This window comes from Tardiphaga sp. 768_D3_N2_1, assembly GCF_052076105.1.
Lineage (GTDB): Bacteria > Pseudomonadota > Alphaproteobacteria > Rhizobiales > Xanthobacteraceae > Tardiphaga.
The window spans coordinates 3,800,574-3,825,538 of sequence record NZ_CP197245.1 but is presented as its reverse complement, the minus strand read 5'-3'; the positions used below and the strand labels follow the sequence as shown (position 1 = coordinate 3,825,538).

General features: G+C 62.6%; 20 protein-coding genes. 15 read left to right on the top strand and 5 right to left on the bottom strand.

Annotated elements, in window-relative coordinates; all coding sequences use genetic code 11:
- Nucleotides 1-8 precede the first annotated feature (8 nt).
- On the bottom strand, nt 9-794 hold the full coding sequence (locus AB8A27_RS17980; RefSeq protein WP_441243078.1) for an IclR family transcriptional regulator domain-containing protein: 786 nt from the start codon (nt 792-794) through the stop codon (nt 9-11).
- 16 nt (nt 795-810) lie between these two features.
- On the bottom strand, nt 811-2,031 hold the full coding sequence (locus tag AB8A27_RS17975) for an NAD(P)/FAD-dependent oxidoreductase (RefSeq protein WP_441243077.1): 1,221 nt from the start codon (nt 2,029-2,031) through the stop codon (nt 811-813).
- Nucleotides 2,032-2,273: 242 nt separating this feature from the next.
- Between AB8A27_RS17975 and AB8A27_RS17970 the strand changes: the two genes are divergently transcribed.
- The 9 genes from AB8A27_RS17970 to AB8A27_RS17930 all read left to right on the top strand — a co-directional run bounded on the left by AB8A27_RS17970 (nt 2,274) and on the right by AB8A27_RS17930 (nt 13,183).
- The gene (locus tag AB8A27_RS17970) at nt 2,274-3,974 is read left to right on the top strand and encodes an amidohydrolase (RefSeq protein ID WP_441243076.1); all 1,701 of its coding nucleotides are present in this window, start codon (nt 2,274-2,276) and stop codon (nt 3,972-3,974) included.
- A gap of 36 nt (nt 3,975-4,010) precedes the next feature.
- Nucleotides 4,011-5,378, top strand: coding sequence for an aromatic ring-hydroxylating dioxygenase subunit alpha (locus AB8A27_RS17965; protein WP_441243075.1), 1,368 nt, complete (start codon nt 4,011-4,013; stop codon nt 5,376-5,378).
- Nucleotides 5,379-5,409: 31 nt separating this feature from the next.
- Complete coding sequence (locus AB8A27_RS17960; protein WP_441243074.1) at nt 5,410-6,846, top strand: glutamine synthetase family protein; 1,437 nt, start codon at nt 5,410-5,412, stop codon at nt 6,844-6,846.
- Between the two features lie 108 nt (nt 6,847-6,954).
- A complete protein-coding gene (locus AB8A27_RS17955) occupies nt 6,955-8,130 on the top strand; it encodes an ABC transporter substrate-binding protein (protein ID WP_441243073.1) in 1,176 nt (391 codons plus the stop codon).
- Between the two features lie 57 nt (nt 8,131-8,187).
- Nucleotides 8,188-9,852 (top strand): amidohydrolase, encoded by a 1,665-nt coding sequence (locus tag AB8A27_RS17950; RefSeq protein WP_441243072.1) that lies wholly within the window; start codon nt 8,188-8,190, stop codon nt 9,850-9,852.
- Nucleotides 9,853-9,860: 8 nt separating this feature from the next.
- Nucleotides 9,861-10,730 (top strand): branched-chain amino acid ABC transporter permease, encoded by an 870-nt coding sequence (locus AB8A27_RS17945; protein WP_441243071.1) that lies wholly within the window; start codon nt 9,861-9,863, stop codon nt 10,728-10,730.
- Entirely contained in the window at nt 10,727-11,728 is a 1,002-nt protein-coding gene (locus AB8A27_RS17940) for a branched-chain amino acid ABC transporter permease (RefSeq protein WP_441243070.1), read from the top strand. The genes AB8A27_RS17945 and AB8A27_RS17940 overlap by 4 nt, the downstream gene beginning before the upstream one ends.
- Complete coding sequence (locus AB8A27_RS17935; RefSeq protein WP_441243069.1) at nt 11,725-12,489, top strand: ABC transporter ATP-binding protein; 765 nt, start codon at nt 11,725-11,727, stop codon at nt 12,487-12,489. The genes AB8A27_RS17940 and AB8A27_RS17935 overlap by 4 nt, the downstream gene beginning before the upstream one ends.
- Nucleotides 12,470-13,183, top strand: coding sequence for an ABC transporter ATP-binding protein (locus tag AB8A27_RS17930; protein WP_441243068.1), 714 nt, complete (start codon nt 12,470-12,472; stop codon nt 13,181-13,183). The genes AB8A27_RS17935 and AB8A27_RS17930 overlap by 20 nt, the downstream gene beginning before the upstream one ends.
- Before the next feature lie 35 nt (nt 13,184-13,218).
- Here the strand turns inward: AB8A27_RS17930 and AB8A27_RS17925 are convergent, their stop codons facing one another.
- On the bottom strand, nt 13,219-13,392 hold the full coding sequence (locus tag AB8A27_RS17925; protein ID WP_089265352.1) for a DUF1328 domain-containing protein: 174 nt from the start codon (nt 13,390-13,392) through the stop codon (nt 13,219-13,221).
- Between the two features lie 352 nt (nt 13,393-13,744).
- On the opposite strand from AB8A27_RS17925, the gene AB8A27_RS17920 reads away from it, so the two are divergent.
- The 5 genes from AB8A27_RS17920 to AB8A27_RS17900 all read left to right on the top strand — a co-directional run bounded on the left by AB8A27_RS17920 (nt 13,745) and on the right by AB8A27_RS17900 (nt 21,002).
- Nucleotides 13,745-16,042: a GumC family protein gene (locus AB8A27_RS17920; RefSeq protein ID WP_441243067.1), complete on the top strand. Its 2,298-nt coding sequence runs from the start codon at nt 13,745-13,747 to the stop codon at nt 16,040-16,042.
- Nucleotides 16,042-17,196 (top strand): glycosyltransferase, encoded by a 1,155-nt coding sequence (locus AB8A27_RS17915; RefSeq protein WP_441243066.1) that lies wholly within the window; start codon nt 16,042-16,044, stop codon nt 17,194-17,196. Before AB8A27_RS17920 ends, AB8A27_RS17915 begins: the two co-directional genes overlap by 1 nt.
- 70 nt (nt 17,197-17,266) lie before the next feature.
- Complete coding sequence (locus tag AB8A27_RS17910) at nt 17,267-18,766, top strand: lipid II flippase MurJ (protein WP_441243065.1); 1,500 nt, start codon at nt 17,267-17,269, stop codon at nt 18,764-18,766.
- 54 nt (nt 18,767-18,820) lie between these two features.
- The gene (locus AB8A27_RS17905; protein ID WP_441243064.1) at nt 18,821-19,843 is read left to right on the top strand and encodes a polysaccharide deacetylase family protein; all 1,023 of its coding nucleotides are present in this window, start codon (nt 18,821-18,823) and stop codon (nt 19,841-19,843) included.
- The gene (locus AB8A27_RS17900) at nt 19,836-21,002 is read left to right on the top strand and encodes a glycosyltransferase family 4 protein (protein ID WP_441243063.1); all 1,167 of its coding nucleotides are present in this window, start codon (nt 19,836-19,838) and stop codon (nt 21,000-21,002) included. The genes AB8A27_RS17905 and AB8A27_RS17900 overlap by 8 nt, the downstream gene beginning before the upstream one ends.
- Nucleotides 21,003-21,017: 15 nt before the next feature.
- Here the strand turns inward: AB8A27_RS17900 and AB8A27_RS17895 are convergent, their stop codons facing one another.
- The gene (locus AB8A27_RS17895) at nt 21,018-22,196 is read right to left on the bottom strand and encodes a glycosyltransferase family 4 protein (RefSeq protein WP_441243062.1); all 1,179 of its coding nucleotides are present in this window, start codon (nt 22,194-22,196) and stop codon (nt 21,018-21,020) included.
- 452 nt (nt 22,197-22,648) lie between these two features.
- A complete protein-coding gene (locus tag AB8A27_RS17890; RefSeq protein WP_441243061.1) occupies nt 22,649-23,572 on the bottom strand; it encodes a helix-turn-helix transcriptional regulator in 924 nt (307 codons plus the stop codon).
- A gap of 149 nt (nt 23,573-23,721) precedes the next feature.
- Here AB8A27_RS17890 and AB8A27_RS17885 point away from each other — a divergent pair, with 149 nt between their 5' ends.
- The gene (locus tag AB8A27_RS17885; protein WP_441243060.1) at nt 23,722-24,948 is read left to right on the top strand and encodes an amino acid ABC transporter substrate-binding protein; all 1,227 of its coding nucleotides are present in this window, start codon (nt 23,722-23,724) and stop codon (nt 24,946-24,948) included.
- Nucleotides 24,949-24,965: the final 17 nt, after the last annotated feature.

The window sequence follows — 24,965 nt, the reverse complement described above, 5'->3', positions numbered from 1 at the left end:
CAGTCGGATCAAAGAAGCAGCGGTCTCACCGAGTCGGCGGCATCGCGCAGCAGCGGCAGGAAGCGGTCGATCATTTCCCCGGTGGAGACGCGGTCCACATGGGCGCCCATATTGATGGCGGCGACGATGGCGCCATCGTAGCGCCGCACGGGCACGGAGATTGAGCGGAAGCCCGGTTCGGCCTCGCGGTCGACCAGCGAGTAGCCTTTCTCGCGATCGGTGATGATGGTGGCCTTCAGCAGTTCCTTGTCGGTCACCGTGAAGGGCGTCATCGCCACGAGATCCATGGCATCCAGCGTTGCGGTGAGGTCGTCGTTGGAATACTTGCCGAGCATGGCGCGGCCCACCGACGAGCAGAACGCGGGCAGCCGGTAGCCGAGATCGATGCCGGCGGAGAACACCCGCGCCGGGCTGGCGCGGGCGACGAAGATCACCTCATGGCCATCGAGCACCGCGAGCGACGAAATTTCCTGTGCGTCGCTGGAGATGCTGTCGAGCACCGGCTGCAGGATGGTGACGACCTGATTGGAGGTCATGTAGGAGCCGGCCAGCGCCAGGACGCGCGGCGAGAGCGCAAACAGCTTGCCGTCGCTGGTCACATAGCCTTTGCGTTCCAGGGTAAACAGGATGCGGCGCGCAGTGGCACGTGGCAGATCGGCGGCCTTGGCGACATCGCTCAGCGTCATCGGGCGCGAATGCGCGCCGAACAATTCGAATACCCGTAAGCCGCGATCGAGGCTCTCGATGAAGTCGGTATTGCCGCGTTCGTCGTCGGGGCGCTTGATCTTGGGCATGAGCCGCGGGTCCGACCTATTTTCCTGCTTCGAACTTTTTCAGATCGAATGACAGATCGGCGGCCTGCTCCGGCGTCGGCGACAGCGATGCGGTGATCAGGCGACGCGCGATCATCTGGTCGCCCGGCCGGTTGATACTGTCGACGGCGGTGAGCTTGCCGTCGCGATAATAAAACACCGAGAACTTGCCATCATCCATCGAACCGCGGATCACCGCGCTGTCGGTCGGCGCAGAGAGGCCGACGATCTGCAGCTTGGCGTCATATTGATCCGACCAGAAACGCGGCACTGCGTCATAGGCTTCCGGCTTGCCGGCGATTATCGCGCCCACAGCCTTGCCCTGATCGGTGGCGTTCTGCACGGCTTCCAGCCGCACGCGGCGGCCGGCAAAGCCGTTGTGGTGATTGCTGACGTCGCCGGCGGCATAGATGTTCGGCGCGCTGGTCAGGCCGTGTTCGTCGACATCGATGCCATTGGTGCAGGTGATATCGGCCTGCGCGGCCAGCTCGTCATTGGCGATGCCGCCGATGCCGGCGACGATCAGGTCGGCGCGCACCCGCACGCCACTGGAGCAGACGACCTCATGCACGGCGCCATTGCCTTCGATGGCAACGACGGATTCGTTGAAGCGGATGTCGAGACCATGGGAGCGATGGCTATCCAGAAGGAATTGCGAGATCAGCGGCGACACCGCGCGTTCCAGCAGGCGCGACTGCGCCTCGATCAGCGTCACCTTCTTGCCGGCCTTGGCAGCGGTCGATGCCACTTCGAGGCCGATGAAGCCGCCGCCGACAATGACGACGTCACTTGCCGCTTCGAGCCGGGGCTTGAGATGCAGGGCATCGTCGAGCGTGCGCAGATAGACGATGCCGTCGCGCTCATGGCCGGGTACGCTGAGGCGCCGCGCGCGCGAGCCGGTGGCGATGACGAGTTGATCGAAGGATAGGCTGTCGCCACCTTCCAGCGCGATCCGGCCGGCTGCACGATCGAGCCCGATGGCGCGATGGCCCAGCACCAGCTCGATCCCCTGGGTCTTGAAATAGTCCTCGCCGCGGAGGAAAAGGCTGTTGTGCGCGACGTCGCCAGACAGAAATGCCTTGGACAGCGGTGGTCGCTGATAGGGCAGATGGATTTCGTCGGCTACGATGCGGATCGGCGCCTGATAGCCCTTCTCGCGCGCGCTGATGCCGGCCTGGACGCCCGCGTAAGAGGCGCCGATGATCACGAGGCCGCTCACGAGCGCGCTCCCTGAGTCCGATCCTTCCGCGAATTCAAAGTCTTCGACATCATCAGCTCCTGAATTGCGTCCGTATATTGAACAAGTGTTCGTTCTGCGCAAGGTGATGCTTTAGGCGTGAATTGCTGCATTTGCTCACTAACGCATCAGTTCATGCTGCAAAATTCTGCTTGCTTAGAATTAGTCCAACGCTAATATTCGCACGTTCGTTCGTCTATTGAACATTTTGGTGGAGCGGCGAGATGCACCTGGTTGCGAAATCCATCATTGCGGGGGCAATCGCCGTTGGCGCCTCGGTCTTGCCGGCTGTGGCGCAGCAATCTGACCAGAACGCCCCTCAGGTTGTCCTGACGGGCGGCAAGATCCTCACCCTCGACGGCCAATCGACGATCGCGCAAGCGCTGGCGATCCGCGACAGCAAGATCCTCGCGGTCGGCAGCGACGCTGTCATCAAGCCGCTCGCGGGTCCGCAGACCCGGGTCATCGACCTCGCCGGCAAGTCGGTGGTCCCTGGCCTGATCGACACCCACGCCCATTTCAGAGCGGCCGGGCTCGGCGACTATGTGGTCAATCTCGGCGGCGCCAAAGACGTGGCCGGCGCGCTCGAGCTCATCAAAGCGTTCGTTGCGAAGAAACAGCCCGGCGCATGGATTACGACCGGCGGTTGGCATCCGCCATCGCAGCTCGCGGAAAAGCGCTACCTGACCCGCCAGGAGCTCGACAGCGTTTCGCCGAACAATCCGGTCTATCTGCGGACCGTCGGTCACTTTGCGATGGCCAATTCGCTGGCGTTGCAGAAGGCGGGCATCGGCAAGAGCACGCCCGATCCAGCCGGCGGCTCATTCGAGCGCGACGTAAGCGGCGACATCAATGGCGTGCTGGTCGAGACGGCGATCCCGCTGGTCGAGAACATCGTGCCGCCCTTCACCGAAGACGAGGAGTTGCGGCAATATCGTCTCGCCGAGGCCGCGCTCAATCGCCTCGGTATCACCAGCGTCGTCGAGGGGGCGACAAGCGCGCGCGAGACGCAGATCTTGCAAAAGCTCGCTGTGGCAGGCGATGCGACTGTGCGGGTCGGAACGATGTTTCGACCGGAACCGCCCGCAGACTCGGCCAGTTGGGACGCCATCATGAGCGGCAACGGCGCCACGTCGGGCTTCGGCGACGATTGGCTGAAGCTCGGCGGCATCAAGATTTTCTATGACGGCGGCATGACCCTGAAGACGGCCATGATGCGCGAGGCCTATCCGGACTCGCATGACGATTATCATGGGATCGCGCAGGTCACGCCCGAGCGGCTGAAGCAGCTGGTGTCGATCGCCAACAATCGCGGCTGGCGGGTCGGCGTTCATGTCGTCGGCGACCTCGGCATCGATCAGGTGCTGGATGCGTTCGAGGCCGCCGACAAGGAAAAGTCGATCAAGGACCGCCGCTTCGTTTTGATCCATGCCAGCCTGATCCGCCCCGAACAGATGGAGCGGGCGCGCCGCGTCGGGGCACGGATTGATTTCCAGAACGCCTTCATGTGGGACAAGGCGGCGACGGTCGCGCGTTTCCTCGGCAGGCCGACAGCGGATCGTGCGGTCCCGACGCGCACCCTGATCGAGAAAATGGGACTGGACAATCTCGGCGCCGGCACCGATTTCCCGGTCAATCCGCTGAACCCGTTCCTCACGATGTATATCATGGTGACGCGGAAGGACCCTGCCGGCCAGGTCTATGGCGCGTCCGAAGCGATCGGGCGCGAGCAGGCGCTTCGTCTCTATACCAGTGCGGCATCGCGCTACATGTTTGAGGAAACGCGGAAGGGGACGCTGGAGGCCGGCAAGCTGGCCGATCTCGTGGTGCTCTCCGCCGACTTCATGACGGTGCCGGACGACCAGATCAAGGACATCACTGCCGATATGACGATGGTCGGCGGCAAGATCGTATTTCAGCGTTAAGCGGCGCATCGCCAGAGTTAAAAAGGAAATCTTGCCATGATGAGCCAAGAGCAGAACGACCTGATCACCCGCATTGGGCCCAAGGCGCCCGCCGGCAAGCTGATGCGCATGTATTGGCAGCCCGCTGCGCTTACCGCCGAGCTGGAAGGCGAGCGTCCCATCCGTCCGGTCAAATTGCTCGGCGAAGATTTCGTCCTCTTCCGCGATGAACAGGGCCGCTACGGTCTGCTCGATCGCGACTGTCCGCATCGCGGCGCCGACCTCGCTTTCGGTCGTCTCGAAGGCGGCGGCGTGCGCTGCGCGTTTCATGGCTGGCTGTTCGACGTCGAGGGAAAGTGCCTGGAGACGCCGGCCGAACCGAAGAATTCCCGTCTGTGCCAGGGCATCAAGCAGCGCGCTTATCCAGTGGTCGAGAAGGGTGGCATCCTGTGGACCTATCTCGGCGAAGGCGAGCCGCCGGCTTTCCCGGAAATCGACTGCTTTGCTGCGCCCGAACAGTACACCTTTGCCTTCAAGGGCCTGTTCGAATGCAACTGGCTGCAGGCGCTGGAGGTCGGCATCGATCCTGCTCATGCCTCGTTCCTGCATCGCTTCTTCGAGGACGAGGACGTCAAGGCGTCCTATGGCAAGCAATTCCGCGGTGCATCGGCCGGCACGGAAGTGCCGATGACCAAGATCCTGCGCGAATATGATCGCCCGATCATCAATGTGGAATCGACTGAATACGGCCTGCGTCTCATTGCGCTGCGCGAGCTCGATGAAGAGCGCACCCATGTGCGCGTCACCAACCAGCTGTTCCCGCATGGCTTCGTCATTCCCATGAGCTCGGAAATGACAATCACCCAGTGGCATGTGCCGGTGGACGACGAAAATTGCTACTGGTATGCGATCTTCACCAGCTACACCAAGCCGGTGGACAAGAAGAAGATGACCGACCAGCGGCTCGAACTTTACGAGCTGCCGAATTACACCTCGCGCAAGAACAAGCGTAACGACTACGGCTTCGATCCGCACGAGCAGAAGCACGAGACCTATACGGGCATGGGCGCCGACATCAATGTCCACGACCAGTGGGCGGTGGAATCGATGGGCAAGATCCAGGACCGCACCCGCGAGCATCTCGGCTCCAGCGACAAGGCGATCATCGCCTATCGCAAGCTGCTGCGTGCGGAGATCGAGAAGGTCGCCGGTGGCCAGAAGCCGATGCTGTTCCTCGACGCCGACAGCGCGCGGAGCATTCAAGGGCCGGGGACTATGGACGGCATCGGGCCGAGCAAGGGCTGGGAAACCTACTGGATGGAGGTCGACGTCGCCCGTCGCCGCGGCGCGCCCTGGATGGCGCCTGTGCCGGCGGATCAGACCGAGCCGGGATCCAACGTCGTGCATCTGCCGGCGGCAGAATGAAGATTGATCAGAACAGCCGCGGGAGAGTGCGTTGAGTTTCGTTGAACGTCACGGTTTGTGGTCCGCGGAGCAGAAGGAAGCAGCGGTCCGGCTGCGCAGGATGGTCGAAGAGCACAAGCTCGAAGTGATCCGGCTGTCGTTTCCGGACCAGCACGGCATCCTGCGCGGCAAGACATTGATCGCCAGCGAGGCATTACGCTGCCTTGAAAGCGGCTGCTCGATCACCACGACCATGTTCGCCAAGGACACGTCGCACAAGACGGTGTTTCCGGTGTTCACTGCGGGTGGCGGTTTCGGCATTCCCGAAATGCAGGGCGCGGCCGACGTCCTGATGATTCCCGATCCGACGACGTTTCGCATTCTGCCCTGGGCGCCGGAGACCGGCTGGCTCCTTTGCGACGTGCATTTTGCCGATGGCCGCCCGGTGCCGTTCGCGACGCGCAATCTCTTCAAGAGGGTGCTCGGCGATCTCGGCAACCGCGGCTACGATTTTATCGCGGGCCTCGAAGTCGAATTTCATATTTTCCGCGTCGAGAACGAGCGGATGAAGCCGGAGGATGCCGGCCAGCCCGGCAATCCGCCGGAAGTGAGCCTGCTGTCGCACGGCTACAACTATCTCACCGAGCAGCGCTACGATCAGATGGAGCCGGTGCTGGAGATCATCCGGCGTGATGTGCTGGCGCTCAATCTGCCGCTGCGGTCGGTGGAGGTCGAATACGGCCCGAGCCAGTGCGAATTCACGTTCCAGCCGACGGTGGGCCTTACGCCCGCCGACAGCATGGTGCTGTTTCGCAGCGCCGTGAAGCAGATCGCGCATCGCCACGGCTATCACGCCACCTTCATGTGCCGGCCGAAAATTCCCAATGTCGTGTCATCGGGCTGGCATCTGCATCAGTCGATCGTCTCGCGCGACACCGGTGCCAATGCATTCATGTCATCGGATGAGACGCAGCCGCTATCGCCGTTCGGGCGCGGCTATCTCGCCGGTTTGCTGGCGCATGCGCGCGCGGCGACGGTGTTCACGACGCCTACCATCAACGGCTACAAGCGTTATCGCTCCTATTCTCTGGCGCCGGATCGTGCGATCTGGGGCCGCGACAATCGTGGCGCGATGCTGCGCGTGCTCGGCGGCGCCGGCGATTCCGCGACGCGCATCGAAAACCGTGTCGGCGAGCCTGCGGCCAACCCTTATCTTTATATGTCGTCGCAGATCCTCTCTGGTCTTGACGGCGTCGATCGCAAGCTCGATCCCGGCCCATCAGCCGATACGCCTTACGAAACCAATGCCGATCTGCTGCCGAAATCGCTCCGCGAGGCGACCTTTGCGCTCAAGGAAGATCCGTTCTTCCGCGAGAAGATGGGTGCGACGATGGTCGACTATTATACGCACATCAAGAATGCTGAGATCGATCGCTTCCAGGCGGAAGTCTCCGACTGGGAGCAGCGGGAATATTTCGAGATGTTCTGACGCTGCAATCTGTCGCGTCTTGTCGAATTGAAACGCGCCAGTTAGGCACGTTTATTGAATACAGGTTTGCCGAATAGCTTTCCAACTTTTGTAACGGGGACTACTGCAATGAATAAAGGCGCTCAATCGATCCTGGCTCTGGCCATTCTTGGCCTGATGACCGGTACTGCATCCGCCGACGTCATCAAGGTCGGCGTCATCGGCACGTTTTCGGGCCCGTATGCGCTGTTCGGCAAGAACTTCAAGATGGGCATCGACGCCTGGGTTACGCAGAATGGCAACAAAGTAGGCAATCACACGGTCGAGTTTGTTTACAAGGACGAGGAAGCCCCGAACCCCGCCAAGTCGAAGGCGCTGGCGCAGGAGCTGCTGGTCAAGGACAAGGTGCAGTATCTCGCCGGCATCTACTTTACGCCGAACGCGCTGGCGGTTGCGCCGCTGCTCGAAGAATCCAAGACGCCGCTGATCGTGATGAATGCGGCGACCTCGGCCATCGTTGAGAAGAGCCCCTATATCGTCCGTACCTCCTTCACCATGTGGCAGAACACGGTGCCGGCGGCAAAGGTCGCGTTCAAGAACGGCGCCAAGAAAGTCGCAATCGCGGTCAGCGATTACGGTCCGGGTATCGATGCCGAAGCAGCGTTCAAGAAGACCTTTGAAGGCGAGGGTGGCGCCGTCGTCGAGGCGGTCCGTATTCCGCTCGCCACCACCGACTTCAGCCCGATCATGCAGCGTATCAAGGACTCCGGCGCCGACACGATTTTCACCTTCCTGCCGTCGGGTCCGCCGACCCTTGGCTTCGTGAAGGCCTATCTCGACAACGGTCTCAAGGCCGGCGGCGTCAAGCTGATGTCGACGGGTGACGTGGTGACCGAGCCGGATCTGCCGAATATCGGCGACCCCGGCATCGGCATCCTGTCGACCTATCACTATTCGGTGTCGCATGACTCGAAGGAAAACGCCGCGTTCCTCGCGGAGCTCAAGAAGGGCGGCGCCAATGTGGACGAGGTCACCATGACCTCGGTCGCGGCTTACGATGGCGCGCGCCTGATCTACAAGATGATCGAAGCCACCGACGGCAAGCGCGACCCGGCCAAGGCGGTAGACGCGGTGAAGGACATGAAGTGGGTCTCGCCGCGCGGTCCGGTATCGATCGATCCCGCCACCCGCCACATCCGCCAGAACGTCTATGTGCGCAGCGTGGCGAAGGTGGACGGCAAGCTGATCAACAAGGAAGAGCAGACCTTTGCCGATCAGCCCGATTGGGCGCTCAGCAAGCAGTAAGAGCTAGCCAATCCGAGGCGCGTGCAGCACCGGCTGCGTGCGCCTCGGAATCTCCAGATGTTTAAGTCTCCGATGACCCATGCCGTGCCTTCCATCCTGCTGACCAACGGCCGTATCTATCGTTCCGCCTGGGACGAAGTTCCCGCGGAAAGCATCGTCGTCAGCGATGGCAAGGTGATCTGGACCGGCACCGCCGATGCCGCGCCAGCTGCCGACGAGACCATCGATCTCAACGGCACGACGGTCATCCCCGGCCTGACCGATGCGCATATCCATCTGTTCGCCATTGCGCATGCGCGCTTGCAGGTGCCGGTGACGCCGCGTGATGCGGCATCGATCACTGGCGTGCTCGATCTGCTCGCTGCCCGCGCGACGGAGCTCGCCGCTGGCAAGTGGGTCTATGCCGCCGGCCTCGACGAGAACGGTCTTGCCGAGCATCGCCTGCCGACGCGTGCGGAGATCGATGCGGTCATTCCCAATCATCCCGTGATGATCCGCCGCTTCTGCGGCCATATCGGCGTCGCTAACAGCGCGGCGCTTGAGTTGCTGAATATCGATGATCGCACTGCCGATCCGGAAGGCGGCCATTTCGGCCGCGATTCGAACGGACGTCTCGATGGCAGCGCCGTGGAGAGTGCGGCTGAACTAGTGTTCCGTTCGGTGCCGCCGCTGGATACGCTTGAACTGATCGACGCACTGCGCAGCACGATCATCGACAGCACGAAACTCGGCCTCGTTGCCGCCGTGGAAGCGGCCGTCGGCTTTACCGTCGGTTTTGACGAAGAATTCGCAGTCTGGAACACAATGCGCGCTCAGGGCGCCACGCAGCCCATGCGGCTCGGATTCATGAATCAGCTCGATCCCTCGGAGGCTGCTGAGCGTCAACTGAAACCAGCGCTGGATGCCGACTGGCAGTCCATGACCTTGAAATACTTTGCCGACGGCATTGTCGGAGGGCGGACCTCTGCGGTCAGCGAGGATTTTGCGGATACGCCGTCGCGCGGCATGTTCATGCGCGACGAGGCCGAATTGCAGCGCGTGATCGGCGAGGCCCATGCCGATGGCTGGCAAGTTGCTGTGCATTGCACGGGTGATCGCGCCATCAACTGCATTATCGAGGCCTATGAGAAGGCACAAGCCACGCATCCGCGTGTTGATGTCCGTCATAGGGTCGAGCATTACTTCGTGCCGCCCGCAGGTGGTTTCGCGCGAATGAAGGCGCTCGGCGCACTCGTCGTCACACAGCCGAGTTTCCTGACGCGGATGCGACGCTCGATCACGGGTGCCTTCGGGCCGCGCGCCGATGTCTGCTATCCTGGCCGCACCGTCATCGATGCCGGTGTCACCTATATCGCAAGCTCCGATGCGCCGACCGGATCATGGTCGCCATGGGACGGCATCGGCGATGCCGTGGGCCGTGCCTTCGACAGCGGTGCGCCGATCGGGACAGGCGAGGCGGTTACCGTCCGTGAAGCCGTCCACAGCTATACCGTTGGCGGCGCCATTGCGATGAAGCAGGAGAACTGGCGTGGTACATTGGAGAACGGCATGGCGGCCGACCTGATCGTGCTCGACCGCGACCCCTTCACCACGGATGCCGCTTTGCTGAAATCGACACAGGTTCTGCTCACAATGGTACGAGGCGCCGTCGTTCATGACGTCTTGAAGCAAGACGCCATGCCGCACCAGGGCGAATGGCGCTCGGCTGCGCATTCGGCATAGGATCACTCATGCGCACCATTTTCAGCATCATGACCGACGCCGTCGCCTACGGGATGGTGCTGTTCATCATCTCCATCGGCCTGTCGATCATGATGGGCCTCATGCGGGTGGTGAACCTCGCCCATGGCGCCTTCGCGATGATTGGCGGCTATCTCGCTTCCTATGCGCTACGCGATCTCGGTGTGCATTACGGCGTCGCCATCCTGATCGCCGTGGTCGGGACGATCCTGGCCTCGATCCCGTTCGAGTTGCTGCTGTATCGCCGCATCTATCGTAAGTCCGATCCGCTGATCCAGGTGCTGATGACCATCGGCATCACCTTCTTCATCATCGGCATCGTCAATTTCATTTTCGGCCCGTCGCTGAAGCCGATCCCGCTGCCGCAGACCTTGAGCGGCCCGCTCGATATCGGCTTCCGCATGCTGCCGACGCACCGCGTCTTTGTCATCGCCTGCGGTATCGTCGTGGCGCTGGCGCTCTGGTTCCTGATCGAGAAGACCGAATTCGGCATCAAGCTGCGCGCCTCTGTCGATCACAGCGACATGGCCGATGCGCTCGGCATCCGTACCGAGATCATCTATGCGGCGACTTTCGCGTTGGCCATCGGGCTTGGCGCGTTTGGCGGTGTGGTCGGTGCGGAGATCCTGCCGATCGAGCCGTTCTACGCGCTGCGCTACATGGTGACGTTCCTTGTTGTCGTCTCCGTGGGTGGTGCCGGCTCTATCCTTGGTGCGTTGTCGGCGTCGCTTCTGCTCGGCCTTGCCGACACGACCGGAAAATATCTCGCGCCGGAATTCGGTGATTTCTTCTTCTATCTGTCGGTGATCGTCATCGTGTTTCTGTTTCCGCACGGCCTGTTCGGCAAGGCGCACGCATGAGCGACGTCGCCGCGACTCACGTTCCGCACAAGCGCAGCATCCCGTTCGCCCAAGAGGCCGCGGGTGCACTGGTCATCCTGGCGCTCGGTGCCATCGGCTATTTCCTCTATCCGGATGATCTCGCCTTCCTGACGCGGCTGATCGGCATCGCCTTCCTGGTGCTGTCGCTCGATCTCGTCACCGGTTATTGCGGCGTCGCCACGCTCGGCCATGCCGCGCAGTTCGGAGTGGGCGCCTATGCCGCCGGCATCGCCTGTATCCGCGGCGTCAGCGATCCCATTGCATTGCTCGCCGTCGGCCTGTGTGCCGGCACGGTGATGGGCCTCATCTCCGGCGCATTGATCACCCGCTTTCGTGGACTGCCGCAGCTCGTGCTGTCGATCGCGGTCGGTCAGCTCATTGCCGGTCTCGCCAACAAACTATCCTGGCTCACGGGCGGGAGCGACGGCCTGTCGGGCATCGAGCCCGGCAAGGTGTTCGGCGTGTTTGGGTTCGACATGTATAGCCGCACGGCTTTCGTGTTCTCGCTCGGCGTGCTGGTGATTACCTTCGTGGTGCTGCAGCGTTTCGTCCGTTCGCCATTCGGCCTCATGTGCCGCGGCATCAAGGATGACGATCTGCGCGCCAAGATGATCGGTGTCTCGATCTATCCGCGCCTCGTCGTGATGTATGGCGTTGCTGGTGCCGTTGCCGGGATCGGTGGAGCGCTGACAGCGATCTCGACCGGCGTTGTCGGCCTCGACAGCGTCAGCTTCGAACGATCAGCCGAAGTTCTGGTGATGCTGGTGCTCGGCGGTGCAGGGCATCTGTGGGGCGCGCTGGCCGGCACGGTGATCTTCATGATCTTCGAGCATATCGTGGCCGCAGCCAATCCATTCCACTGGATGACTCTCGTGGGCCTGCTGCTCATTCTCATCGTGGTGTTCGCTCCGCGCGGTTTGATCGAGCCGGTTCTGTTGCTCTGGGCGAAGTTCAGGCGCAAGGGGAGCGTCGCATGAGCGATCTTCTCGAAGCCCGCAGCGTTTCGCGCTCCTTCGGCGGTCTGCATGTGACGCGCGACGTCAATTTCAAATTGACGACAGGCGACCGCGTCGCGCTGATCGGCCCCAATGGCGCTGGCAAGACCACGCTGGTCAATCTGATCACCGGCGACATCGCACCGAGCGAAGGCCAGTTCTTCATGGGTGGTGACGAGATCACCGGTCTCAGCATTCCCGATCGCGTGCGTCGCGGTCTGGTGCGTACGTTCCAGACCACGCGGCTGTTCGCCAATCTCACCGTCGCCGACAATGTCGCGCTGGCGATCATGCAGCGTAAGCGGATCACGCGCCGGTTTTTCTCGTCATCGACCGAGTTGCCGGAGGTGCGTGCCGAGTGGAGCGAGATCCTGAGCCATCTGGGTCTCGACAAGCTCGCCTATCGCAAGGTGGTCGAGCTCGCCTATGGCCAGCAACGCCTGATCGAACTCGCTATCGGTCTCGCGCTGCATCCGAAGGTGCTGCTGCTCGACGAGCCCGCCGCCGGCGTGCCGCATGACGAGGCGCCCAAAATCCTCGAGGCGATCAATCGTTTGCCACCTGATATCGCCGTGCTGATGATCGAGCACGACATGGATCTGGTGTTCAAGTTTGCCAAGCGCGTGCTGGTGCTGGCAGCCGGGCGGCTGATCTTCGAGGGATCGCCTGATCAGGTCACCGCCGATCACGAAGTGCGCCGCGCGTATTTGGGGAGCTATGCCGATGCCCGCCGCCCCACTTGAGATACAGAATCTGAGCGCCGGTTACGGCCCGACCCGGATCATCGAGGGCGTTTCGTTCTCGGTGAAGGCTGGCGATCGTTTGGCCGTGCTCGGCCGCAACGGCATGGGAAAGACCACGCTGCTGGCGACGCTGATGGGCCTGACGACGCGCCATGGCGGTGAGATCCGGATCGGTGACCAGGACGTCACGATCAGGCGCACCTCTGCACGCGCTGACCTCGGTATCGGCTATGTGCCGCAGACCCGCGACATTTTCGCCTCGCTGACGGTGGAGGAGAATCTGCGCACCGGGCTGAAGGGGCGGCCGGTCTCGGCGCTCGATGAGGCCTATGCGATGTTTCCGCGCCTGCGCGAGCGCCGCGGCAATTACGGCAAGCAGCTGTCAGGCGGCGAGCAGCAGATGCTGTCTATGGCCCGGACGCTGCTGGGCAAGCCCTCGATCCTGTTGCTCGATGAGCCTCTGGAAGGTCTGGCGCCCGTGATCTGCGACGAGTTGATGGCATTGCTCGCGAAGCTGGCCGCCACCAATGAAGTCACCATCATTCTGGTCGAGCAGCAGATCGAACGCGCGCTGGATTTTGCCAGCAGCGTCATGGTGATGGAGCGGGGCCGGACCAGCTGGAGCGGCACGCCGGACGTGCTGACCGCCGATCGCGCGCTGGTCGATCGGCTAGTCGGCGTCGGCATTCACTAGATCCCGGATTGGCGCGCCGGCCGCCGGCGGGCGCGTCAGGCCCGAAAGATCGTGATCCCCAAGACCAGCAGCACGATACAGATCACGAGGAAAATATAGAAAAGCACGCGCGCGACATCCGCCGTCGCGGCGGAGATGCCGGTGAAGCCGAACAGGCCGGCGGCGACGGAAATCAGAAAGAAGATCAGCGCCCATTTCAGAAGGCTCATCGGGGAACTCCGGTTGCAGCAATTCCGGAACGCCCTGCTGCGACATTTGGTTCCGGCTTGCAACTATGTTGCCAACGTACCTGGCTCTCTAATGCGGCACCGGCCGGGGCGATGCGCGTAACAGCCTACTAATTAGGCAGCGCAAAGGTATTAATTAGTATTTTAAACCCGCCCTTAACCAAAACATCCCTAATGAATGGATAGTAGGCCTGCTCCCGCAGTGGATTTGTGGTTCGGGGGACAAAGGGTTCAGTATGCGTGTCGTGGTCGTTCATGGGTGGTTGCGCTGGGTGAGCACCGTTGCCGCGCAGGGATGTGCGGTGCCAGCGCCCCATAGTAAAGTCTGACACGCATGTTCACCAGACGCGCCATCGTTACGAATACGGAAGCCGCCGATGGCACGGCGGGCGAGAGCCCGCTGCTCAGGGTTTGGCGCAATCGTAGCCTGTTCGGCGCTGTGTTTCTCGGCGTGATGATCCTGACGGTCATTGCGTTGATCGTGCTGCCGGTGCGCTATCTCGCCACAGGTTCGGTGATCGTCGCCGAGCAGGAGCCCAGCAACAGCAACGCCTCGGCCGCCTGGGCCCAGAAAATTGGCGATCCCGCTGACGTCGAGAGCCAGCTCTTGATCGCGCGCTCGCCGCGGGTGATGCGGCTCGCCCTGCAGCAGCCGGGCATCACGGAAGCCGCCATTGAAGAGTGTCAGAGCAGGAGCAGCAGCTCGACCTGCGAAAAGATGCGGACCGATATGACGGCGCTGATCGACTACGTGTCGGGAAATTTCACGATCGGTGCTGTCGGACGTTCCCGCGTCATCAATATCTCCTATACCTCGTCGATCCCCGAAGTCGCGCAGAAGATGGCGAACGCGCTGACCAATGCGTTTCTCGACGAGCAGCGGACATCGGGTGCGAACAGCCGCGAGGTCGCCGCATCCTATCTCTGGAAGGAAGCCAAGCAGCTCGATGCAGAACTGCGCGACGCTGACGCCAAGATCCAGGCGTTTCGCCGCAACAAGGGCCTGATGCGCGGGTCGCTTGCCCCGATCAGTTCGGAACGCCTGACCAGTATCAGCCAGCAACTGTCCACCGCGGAAACCGCGCGTGCCGATGCGCTCGCCCGCTTGCAGGAGATCAAGACCAATCAGGCGCGCGCTGTCGATTCCCCTTCAGTGCTGTCGAACCGCTCGATCGCCGATCTCAAGCAGCAGCTCACGGTCGTCACCGCGCAGCTCGCCAGCCAGGCCAATGTACTCGGGCCGCGGCACCCGTCGCTGCGTGCGCTGGAGCAGGAGCAATCCGCGATCAAGGAGCGCATGGCCACGGAAGTGGCGAGCATTGCGGCCAGCGCGCAGAAGGCGTTCGACGCTAATGATGCTCTCGTGAACTCGCTCAAGAAGCAGATGGATGCCGTGAAGGCGGAAGTCGGCTCGGCGACTTCGGACGAAGCCTCGATCGAGAGCATGGTGCGCAGCACCGAGATCAAGCGCCAGCAATATGCCGATCTCTACAAGCGCGCCAGCGAACTCGAAACCGAGCGCCGCGTGCTGATCGGTAATACACGACTGGTCAGCCTGGCCGAACTGCCGACCAAGCCGTTTTTCCCGAAGAAAATTCCGTTCCTGGCCGCTGGCGGTACGCTCGGCCTGCTGCTCGCATTCGTCGCAGCCTTTTTCGGCGATCGCGTCAATCTTGCGGGTCTGTCCCGGCTGCGGACTGCAACTCTTCGCCCGGCGCGCGCAGCCGCGCCCGAGCCCGCGCCGGTCGCCGCCGTTGCTCCGACCGCTCCGGCTCCTGTCCCGGCAGCAGCGCCCATCCCGGTGGCGCCGCGTCCCGGACCGCCGTTGGCGACACCGTCATCGGAGCTGGCTGTCGTCACCGGCGCGCCTATTCTGGCACGGTTGCCGACCGTCAAGCGCGATCCGTCGGAATCGCCGATCGGTGCGATCCTCACGGCGCAGTCCGGTGCCTCGCTGGCGCGTGCGCTGCCAATGGCGCTGCAGGACCCGCACTATCAGGATGCGCTTCGCGATCTGGCGACGGGCCTGCTGGCGTCGAGCGACGCCAGGACACGCCGCAAGATTCTGGTCGCGTCGCCGACGACCGCCGAGGGCAAAACATTTCTGACCCTCACTCTGGCGCAGCATCTCGCAATGGCGGGCCGCAGCGTTCTGGTGATCGAATGCGATCTCGGCGCGCCGAAGTTCGAGACCGCGCTCGGATTGCGCGGTAACCTCGGCCTGCAGGGGATCTTGCGCGGCGATGTTACGCCGCGTGAAGCGGTGGTCCGCACCACGACGCCCAATCTCGACGTCATTTCAGCAGGACCGTTCTCAGCGTCGTCTGAACTCTTGATGCGCAAACCGCTCGGCGATCTTCTGCTGTGGAGCCAGATCTACGACGTTGTCCTGATCGACGCACCATCGCCGGGCATCCAGACCGATCTCGGCGTGCTGGCCAGGCAGGTCGACGGCGTGCTGCTCTGCATGCGCTCCGGCCGCTCGTCGATCGGGCAGGCGGTGGCGACATCCAGCGCGATCCGTGTCGCCGGTGGCAACGTCTTCGGCATTGCCGTCACCATGATGCCCGATGCCAATACGCCGCGCAGCACAGGCGGGGTTTCGAACAATGCCTATGCCGGGGCGACGTGATGTCCGCTCCGCGCGTTCTGTTCGTCTGCCATACGGGCTCGATCTCTGGCGCAGAGCTCGTTCTGATCGATCTCGTTCAGCCATGGGCGGGCGAGGCGGCCTTTCTGTTCGAGGATGGCCCGCTGCATCAGGCGCTCGCAGCCAGGGGCCTGAAGGTGCGCGTGTCGCGCTGGGGCGAAGGACTCTCGGATGTCAGGCGCGATAGCTCGATCCTGAAAGTCTTTCCGCTGATTGGCCGGCTCGGGGCGATCATCGCCGAATTGACGCGTGAAGCACGCCGCCATGACGTCATCTACGCGAATTCGCAGAAGGCCTTTGTGTTATCGGCCGTCGCTGCCAGGCTGGCGCGGCGTCCGCTGATCTGGCACCTCCACGATATCATCAGCAGTGAGCATTTCGGCGCCATGCAGCGCCGCGTGCAGGTCGCGCTGGCGAATTATTGCACGGCAAAGGTGATCGTCCCCTCGCAAGCTGCTGCAGATGCCTTCATTGCCCAAGGCGGTTGGAAGGAGCTGGTCGCGATCGTGCCAAACGGCCTTGATGTGCCGCCGGACGCCAGCACGCCGCTCGAGATCAGGCGCGAGTTGAAATTGCCCGAAGGACCGCTCGTCGGAGTCTTCAGCCGCCTTGCGGCATGGAAGGGGCAGCATATCGTGTTGCAGGCCCTGGCAAAGACGCCAGGCGTCAGCTGCATCATTGCGGGATCTGCCTTGTTTGGCGAAGAGCCTTATGCCGAGAAGCTGAGCCGGATGGTGGCGGATCTCGGTCTTGGCGATCGCGTGCATTTCCTCGGTCAGCGCAGCGATGTGCCGAGGTTGATGCGCGCCGTCGATGCGATGATCCATCCGTCGATTGATCCCGAACCCTTCGGTCGCACGCTGGTCGAAGCCATGCTCGCGGATGTGCCTGTGATTGCGACGGATGCTGGAGCGGCGTCCGATATTCTCGAAGCTGGCAAAGCGGGGACGCTGGTGCCGCCGGGGGATGCCGACGCGCTGGCCGCCGCTATTGCCAAGGTCATGTCGCGGCCGCCTGAATTGGCGGGCCAGTTGCAATATGCCGAAGCGCGGGCGCGCTCGCATTACAGCGTCGATCAGATGCTGCAGACGGTTTCAAACATCATCGGGCGAGCGGCCGCGGGAGCGCCCGTGTGACCGCGCATCGCCGCTCAGTCTGCAATTTGAATTCCCGGACGGTCCCTGACCGGACCGTAGCGGCGCACCCATGAGCGGTGCCCGGCATTCGACGCGCAAGTTTACGGCGATTCTCATCAGTGGTGCGCTGACGAGCAAGCTGCTGGGCTTCGGCCGCGAGATCCTGATGGCGCAGGTGCTTGGCGCCTCGCTGGTCGCCGACGGCTTTCGTGGTGCGATCACGGCGGTGATGCTGCCGCTCGCCTTCCTGCAGAACGAGACCGTCCCTGCTGTGATGATCCCGATGCACCGGGATGCGCTGAAGGACGGCAACGGACCTCAGCGCCTCGGCGCGATGACAGTGGCAATCACCGGCATCGCCATGATCCTGATGGTTGCACTACAGGCGCTCGGCGAGCGGGCTGTGGACGCGCTGGTTGGTGGCTTTTCCGCCGAAGGGCGCAGCCTCACTCTCGACTTCATTCGGATCATGGCGCTGGGCATGCCGGCCTCGGCGATGATCAATGTGCTCGCCGCGGGGGAAATCGCGCTCGGTCGGACGCGCCTGACGAATGTCCGCGCCAGCATCCTGAACATCGCCGTGCTCATGGGCATTGCCCTGGTTGCTGTCTCCGGCAACTTCCATACGCTGGCCTGGTCGTTCTCGGCTGCCTTCAACGTGCTTGGCGCGTGGGGCCTCTACACGATGTGGCGCGAGGGCGTGCTCAGCTTCAAGGGCCTGTCGCTGTCATCCGTGCTGGCCTCGGGTCGCGACTTCTTCCACCGGCTGCGGCCGCTGCTCGCGCTGCCGCTCGCCGAACAGGCCAATGTCTGGATCGAACGCCTGCTGGCATCGCGCATCGGGACCGGTGCGGTGGCCTCGCTGGATTATGCGCGGACCTTGACCGAGAGCGCATTGCTGCTGATCAGCCAGCCGGTCGGCCTCGCGGTGTTGTCCAGCCATCCATCGAAAGATGTCGGTGCACAGATCGAAGGGATTGCGCGGCCTATTCTCGCACTGGCGGTGCCGGCGTCGGTCTTTCTCGCGATGTTCGCGCCAGAGATCGTGCGGCTGGTGTTTTTGCGTGGCGCCTTTAACGAGCACGCGCTGTTTCTGACCAGTCAGGCCCTGCGCGGGATTGCACTTGGCCTCTGGGCCGCGACCCTCGGCTGGATCCTGATCCGTATCCTGAACGGCGCCGGGCGGAATTTTGCCGCCGCTATCATCATCATCAGTGCCTATCTGGTTAATACCGTAGTTAACCTTCTGACGTCATATCTGCCGGCCGCGCACGAATGGGGCACGCTGTTGCTTGGACTGGGTGAAGCGGCTCGTGGTATCGTTCTTCTGGCTGGCGTCATGATCGTCCTGGGGTCCCGGCGCAAGCTGCTTTACCTGATGCTTCTGGCGTGTTTTCCGGCGGCGCTGATGGCACTCCTCAGCTGGCAAATTCATGAGGTTTTGACGGGCCCGTGGCAGCGGCTTTTTGCCGGTGGCTTTGCCTATCTGGTCTGCCTTGCACTGTCTGTCGGGATGCTGATGCCGGGCGTGTACATTGCGGCATTTGCGCGCGTCCGGGGTCGCTTGTGACTTTTACATGCGTTTTTGTATTAGAGAGTGCCTTGATCGTTTGAGGGCTTTTTGATGAAGCAGCTGTTATCCATCGCCGCCCGACGTATGGCGTCGTCCGAAGCGCTGGTCCGTCCGATCAGCATGGCTGCCGATATGCTCATGGGCACCCGCGGCTGCCTGATGACATTCCATCGTGGCGCTTCCGCTCAAGCCTGGGAAAAGCTGCCGAACCGCGACTTCTATCTCGATACCAATTTTCTCGATCAGTTCCTGTCGCATCTGAAGGAGCGCGGCTGGGACGTCGTGACGATGGAGGAGGCGATCCATCGCTCGAAGGCTGGAAAGCCGAACGATCGCTTCGTCAATTTCTCCGTCGATGATTGCTATCGCGATACGTATGAGGAGATCGTGCCGCTGTTTCGCCGCCACAACGTGCCGGTGACACTGTTCGTCACGACGGGCATCCCGGACGGTACGCTTCCGCTATGGGCCGCAGGTCTGGAAGATACATTGCTCAACAACGATCGCGTCATCCTCGAGGACGGTGCGATCGACGTGCCGACGTCTGAGGCGAAGCGCGCGGCGTTCCATCGAATTGCTGATCGCTGGGATGGTCCGCAGGCGTCAGCTTCTTACAAGAAATTCTGCGAGCTCAATGGTGTCGACATCGACGCGATGCACTGGAAGCACGCGATCACCTGGGAAATGCTCGAAGAGTTGCGCGACGATCCGCTGGTGGAAATCGGCGGCCACACCGTGACGCATGCGCGGATTTCGTCGCTGTCGCCCGATGGCGCACGCTTCGAGCTCAAGGGCGGCCGCGACCGGCTGGTCGAGCGCCTTGGCATTCCTGCAAGGCATTTCGCATTCCCGTATGGCCGCTCCGGCGATTGTGGTCCGCGTGATTTCGCAATCGCGCGTGATGCCGGTTATGCGAGTGCAGCGACGACCCGCAAGGGTCTCGTCCGCAATGGCCAGGATGCCTACAATCTTCCGCGCTGCACGATCAACGGCGCGGATCGCAGTCTCGCAACCATGGAATTGCATCTGTCTGGCCTGACGGGCGTGGCCGCGAGGATGACGGGGCGTGTCTAGCAGTCGTCGTCTCACGGTTCTCTCGATTGCACATTCTGCCGTCAGCCGCGATGCGGGGCGTCTGCGATACTATCCCCTCGTCGGGCGCGACGACGTCGATATGCATCTCGTCGTCCCCGCCACCTGGTATCAGTTCGGCCGTACGATCATTGCGGATCCGTCCGACGATCCCGGCATGACCGTGCATGTGATGCCGATCCGCCTGCCGCGTGCGGGCCCGATGAGCTGGTATTTGCATTTCTATCCCGGCCTGCGCCGCATTATCCGCGAGGTCGATCCGGATGTGATCCATCTCTGGGAAGAGCCGTGGGGCGTCGTTGCGATGCAGGCGCGGGTCCTCAAGGGCCGCGCCGCGATGGTCCTGGAAGTCGATCAGAACATCCTGAAGCGCTTGCCGCCACCATTCGAGTTCATCCGCAAGGACGTGCTGCGGAACACCGATCATATTCTCTCGCGCAGTCCGGAAGCGACAGCAGTGGTCCGCGCGCGCGGCTATGCGGGGCCAGTGTCGCCAATTGGCTATGGCGTCGATCTCGCGACCTTCAATCAGACCGGCGCGCGCCAGGCGCCGATTGCGCCGGGGCGGGGACTACGCATCGGCTATGTCGGGCGTCTCGTCGAGGAGAAGGGGCTCGACGACGCGCTCGATGCGATGAAGCGCGTCACAGCGGCGGTGACATTGGCCATCATGGGCGAGGGTCCGCATGAGGGGGCGCTGAAGCAGCGCGTTGCCGAACTCGGCCTGACCGATCGCGTGACGTTTCAGGGCTGGGGCAAGCCGGCCGATGTCGCGACGTTTCTGAGCAGTCTCGATGCAATGATCTTGCTGACGCGCACCACCAGCGCCGTGCGTGAGCAGTTCGGCCGGGTGATCGTCGAGTCGCAGGCTTGCGGCGTGCCGGTGATCGGTTCGACGGGCGGCGCTATTCCCGATGTTGTCGGCAAGGGCGGCTGGACTATTCCCGAGCGCGATCCGGATGCGCTGGCGACACTGCTGGATCGGCTTGCTGCCGAGCCGCAGCAGTTGCTGGATCGCGGCGCGGCGGCACGCGACAACGTGCTGACGCGTTTCACTTACGAGGTGGTGGCGAATGCGCTGGTGTCAGCCTGCCAGCAGGCTGCCGATGCAAAACAGGGAGCTGACCGGCGCCGCCCTTGAAGCAGGCGTTTGCGATCAGGCGCCGACTGCCATGGCGCCCGGCGCAAATTCGTTCTTCGACGCCTGCACCTGCTCCAGCAGTTCGATGTAGCGCGAACCCACATAGTCCCAGCCGTAATTCAGTGCCGTGGCATGCGCTCCTTCGCACAGCCGGGCCAGCGTCGCCGGATCGGAGAACGCCATCGCGATCTTCTCGGCGATGTCTGCGCCGTCCATCTTGATCTGATAACCGTTCACGCCGTCGACAAGGTAATCCTCGATCCCACCGACCGGTGTTGCAAAAACCGGCGTCGAGCAGGCCATGGCTTCCATGCAGACCAGCGAGAAAGTCTCGTAAGCAGTCGGCAGCACGAAGGCATCGGCCGCGGCGTAGAAGGCCGGCATGTCGGTACGCGATCCCGCGAAGACCAGCCGATCGGCGGAGGTTGTCGCCAGTTTGCGATAGGGCGCGGGATTATCCGAACCCACCACAAGCATCCAGACATCGGGGCCGAGGCGTTCGAGCGCGCCAATGGCATGCGCCAGACCCTTGCGGCGAAATTCATGGCCGGCGAACAGCAGCAGTCTGGCGTTTGCCGGGATGCCGAATTCCTGACGGACCCGGAGACCGGCTGCGGTGTCGCGGGCGAAGCGATTGAGATCGATGCCGTTGGGGATCACGCGGATGCGTGACGCTGGCACCTTGTAAATCTGCTGCAGCTCGGTTGCGACGCGCGGCGAGACCGCGACATACATGCGATAGCGCAGGCCACCGATCATCCAGCGATCGCGCAGGGCGACCCACAGATGCATGGGATTCAGCATCCATAACCAGGAACCGGCGTTGCGCTTCTCGGCGAGGCTCTGTGCGTTGACCGCGTGCACGACAAGTACGTCGCCTGTCAGGCTGTCGCCATGGCTGATGATGACGGCCTTGGGATGATGATGGGCGGCGCGCGTCGCCAGCAATGTGAAGGCGGGAACGACAAAAGCGCGACCGAGATAGCGCAGGATGCCGCGCGTCTTGATGTGCGAAAGCCAGGCACCGACGCGCTCGATGCGCGTGCCTGGCGTTACCTTTTCGCCAACGGTGCTGGCGAGAACTGTGTTGGCGATTTTGGCGCGGCTGAACGCGCATGCGAGTTCGCTGGCCACGCTTTCAACGCCACCGACCGAACTCAACTCCTGGACAATCTGGACGATCTCGATGGTCATGGGCCGACACTATGAAAAGGGGTGAACGCCAATTCCGTAAGTGCGCTGATAAGTCGCAATTTCATCAATGTCCTGCTTTCGCAGGCTTTCGTCGCCAAGACAACGTCTAAGATTTGACCTTCGCGATAAGGCATATCGGCAGAAACACTCGGACACAGTCGGGTGAATGCAACCTCGTTGCGCCAAGTAGTATTCTGCTCCACCTGATGTCGGTAATTGGCGCTGTCGCATGCGTCGTATCGGTGCGATCCTACGTCGATGGCGCTTTGTGGGACGATTTTTGCCAGCGCTTTGAGCTGAATGGTGAACGGTGTCCTGAAATGAAATCTGAAACAGAGCGCGCAAACAGATGTTGTGACCCCGATTCAATCTCGAGTCATGCTTAACGCGTGCTGTTCCAAATTGATCACGCAGGTTTCAAAGAGACACAGCGCTGATCGAGGGTGGGACAGTTACGGCCAGGCTGCATAGGACGGGCCGAGCTGACCTGGATCTTGCCGCGCGCGTCGCCGATAGGCGCCTGGCGAGGCGTTTTGATACTTGCGGAAGAAGCGATTGAAATAGCCGGGATCGCGGAAGCCGAGGCCATAGCCGATCTGCTCGACTGGAAGATCAAGCTGCCGCAACCGCATGCAGGCTTCGTGGATCAGGCGTTGATGCACGATGGCGCGCGGGCTGCAGCCCTTCTCACGTTTGCAATGTGCGTGCAGCTTGTCGTCAGTGACGCCGAGTGCGGCCGCATAGCGTGCGATGGGCCAGCCATCGCGATAATGCAGTTCGACCATCTGTAGGAAATTGCCGACGAGGCGAGGGCCGTCGCCGCGCTGTGCTGCATCGTCGGAGGCTTCCTCCGAGATCACCGATCGCCAGAGATGGAGGCACAGCAACAGCACATGCGTCGATGTCATCGTTGCGCTGCCGCGGCCCGGCGTATTCAACTCACGCACCAGCGTGCTGCAGGATTCCGTGATGGCCGCAAAGGTCGTCGCGAGTTGCGTACCTTCGCGCAGGACAAGCCGGTCGATGGTTCGCCGCAGATGCAGCGCCTCGGCACTGCCAGCCACGGTACGGGTGAGGACATCGTCCGACACTGAAATCAGATAGCCTTGCGCGCCGGCTTCGACCTCCAGCGTGCCCTCGTGATCGCCGGGCAGCCACAGCAGGCCGGGGGACTGAATGGCAACCGTGGTGCCGCGCATCGTGGCGGTGCCGCGCCGGGTCTCGACCACCAGCAGATGCGAGCGCCGGGGAACCGACTGCCGGATGGTCCAGCTGCGCGGCGCCAGTCCGGGTACGAATCTGTCGGCATGCAAAGCGGGAAGCAGCTTCTCCATGAAGCCGGCCGGACCTGAAACGATGTGCGCGGTCTCAAGCACTGGGACAATCCGTCGCGTGAAATAGCTCGCCTACACGGATCAATACAATCTTTCCCCGGATGCGTCCAATTCCCAGCCCCAAACGCTGGACTAGTCTCCCGCTGTCGAACGCCACAAGGCGTCGGTGAAAAGAATTCGGGGAGGATAACATGGTGTCAGCAGTCAAGCGCCTTGCGGCGGGACTACTCGCAGTGGCTGGTGTGGCGACCGTCGGATGCGGCGGTGCAGCCGAGGCCCAGACGTCGGTCAAGATCGGTTATGCCATCTCGCGCACCGGCCCCGCCGCCGGCGGCGCTGCGGTGACGACGATTCCGAACTACGAGCTGTGGGTCAAAGAGGTGAACGCGGCCGGCGGCCTCAAGCTCGGTGACAAGCGCGTGCCGATCGAAGTCGTCCAATACGACGACCGCTCGAGCGCCGAGGAAGCCGCCAAGGCGCTGGAGCGCCTGATTACCCAGGACAAGGTCGATTTTATCCTGCCGCCCTGGGGCACCGGCCTCAACCTCGCGGTCGGCCCGATCCTGAACAAGGCCGGCTACCCGCACATTGCATCGACGGCCGTGACCGACCGCGCGCCTGAGCTGGCAAAGCGCTGGCCCAACAGTTTCTGGCTGCTCGGCACAAGCGCCGATGCCGCCAAGACGCTGGTTGAGCTGCTGACGAAGCTGCGCACCGAAGGCAAGATCGGCGACACCGTGGCGATGGCCAGCATCGCCGACGGCTTCGGCATCGATCTCTCTGGTGCAGCCCGGCCCGCACTCACAGCTGCCAAGTTCAAGCTCGCCTATGACAAGACCTATCCGGTCGGCACGCAGGATCTCAGCCCGATTATCAACGAGGTGAAGGCGCTGAACCCCGACGTGTTCATCGCCTTCAGCTATCCGCCGGACACGATCGCGATTACCGAACAGTCTCGCATCTCGGGTTTCAATCCGAAGATCTTCTACACCGGCGTCGGCACGGCTTTCCCGCTGTTCAAGCAGAAATTCGGCGCCAATGCCGAGGGCGTCATGGGCATCGGCGGCTGGAGCGGCGACAGCCCGGCCATCAAGGACTATCTGGCGCGGCACAAGGCGTCGGCGGCGAATGGCGCAGAGCCGGATCGCTGGGCCAGTGCGGTTACCTATGCCGGTCTGCAGATGCTGCAGCAGGCGATCGAGCGCGTCGGTAAGGTCGATCGCGCTGCGGTCATCAAGGACCTGCAGACCGGCACCTTCGATACAGTGATCGGCAAGGTGAAGCTCGAGAACAACATGCCGACCAAATACTGGTGGGTCGGGCAGTGGCAGGACGGCGAGTTCTACGGCATCGGCCCGTCGGGTAACGAGGGCGCGCGTGCGCCGGTCGTGCCGAAGCCGGCATGGAAGGCGCAGTGATCGCGTCGATCCTGTAC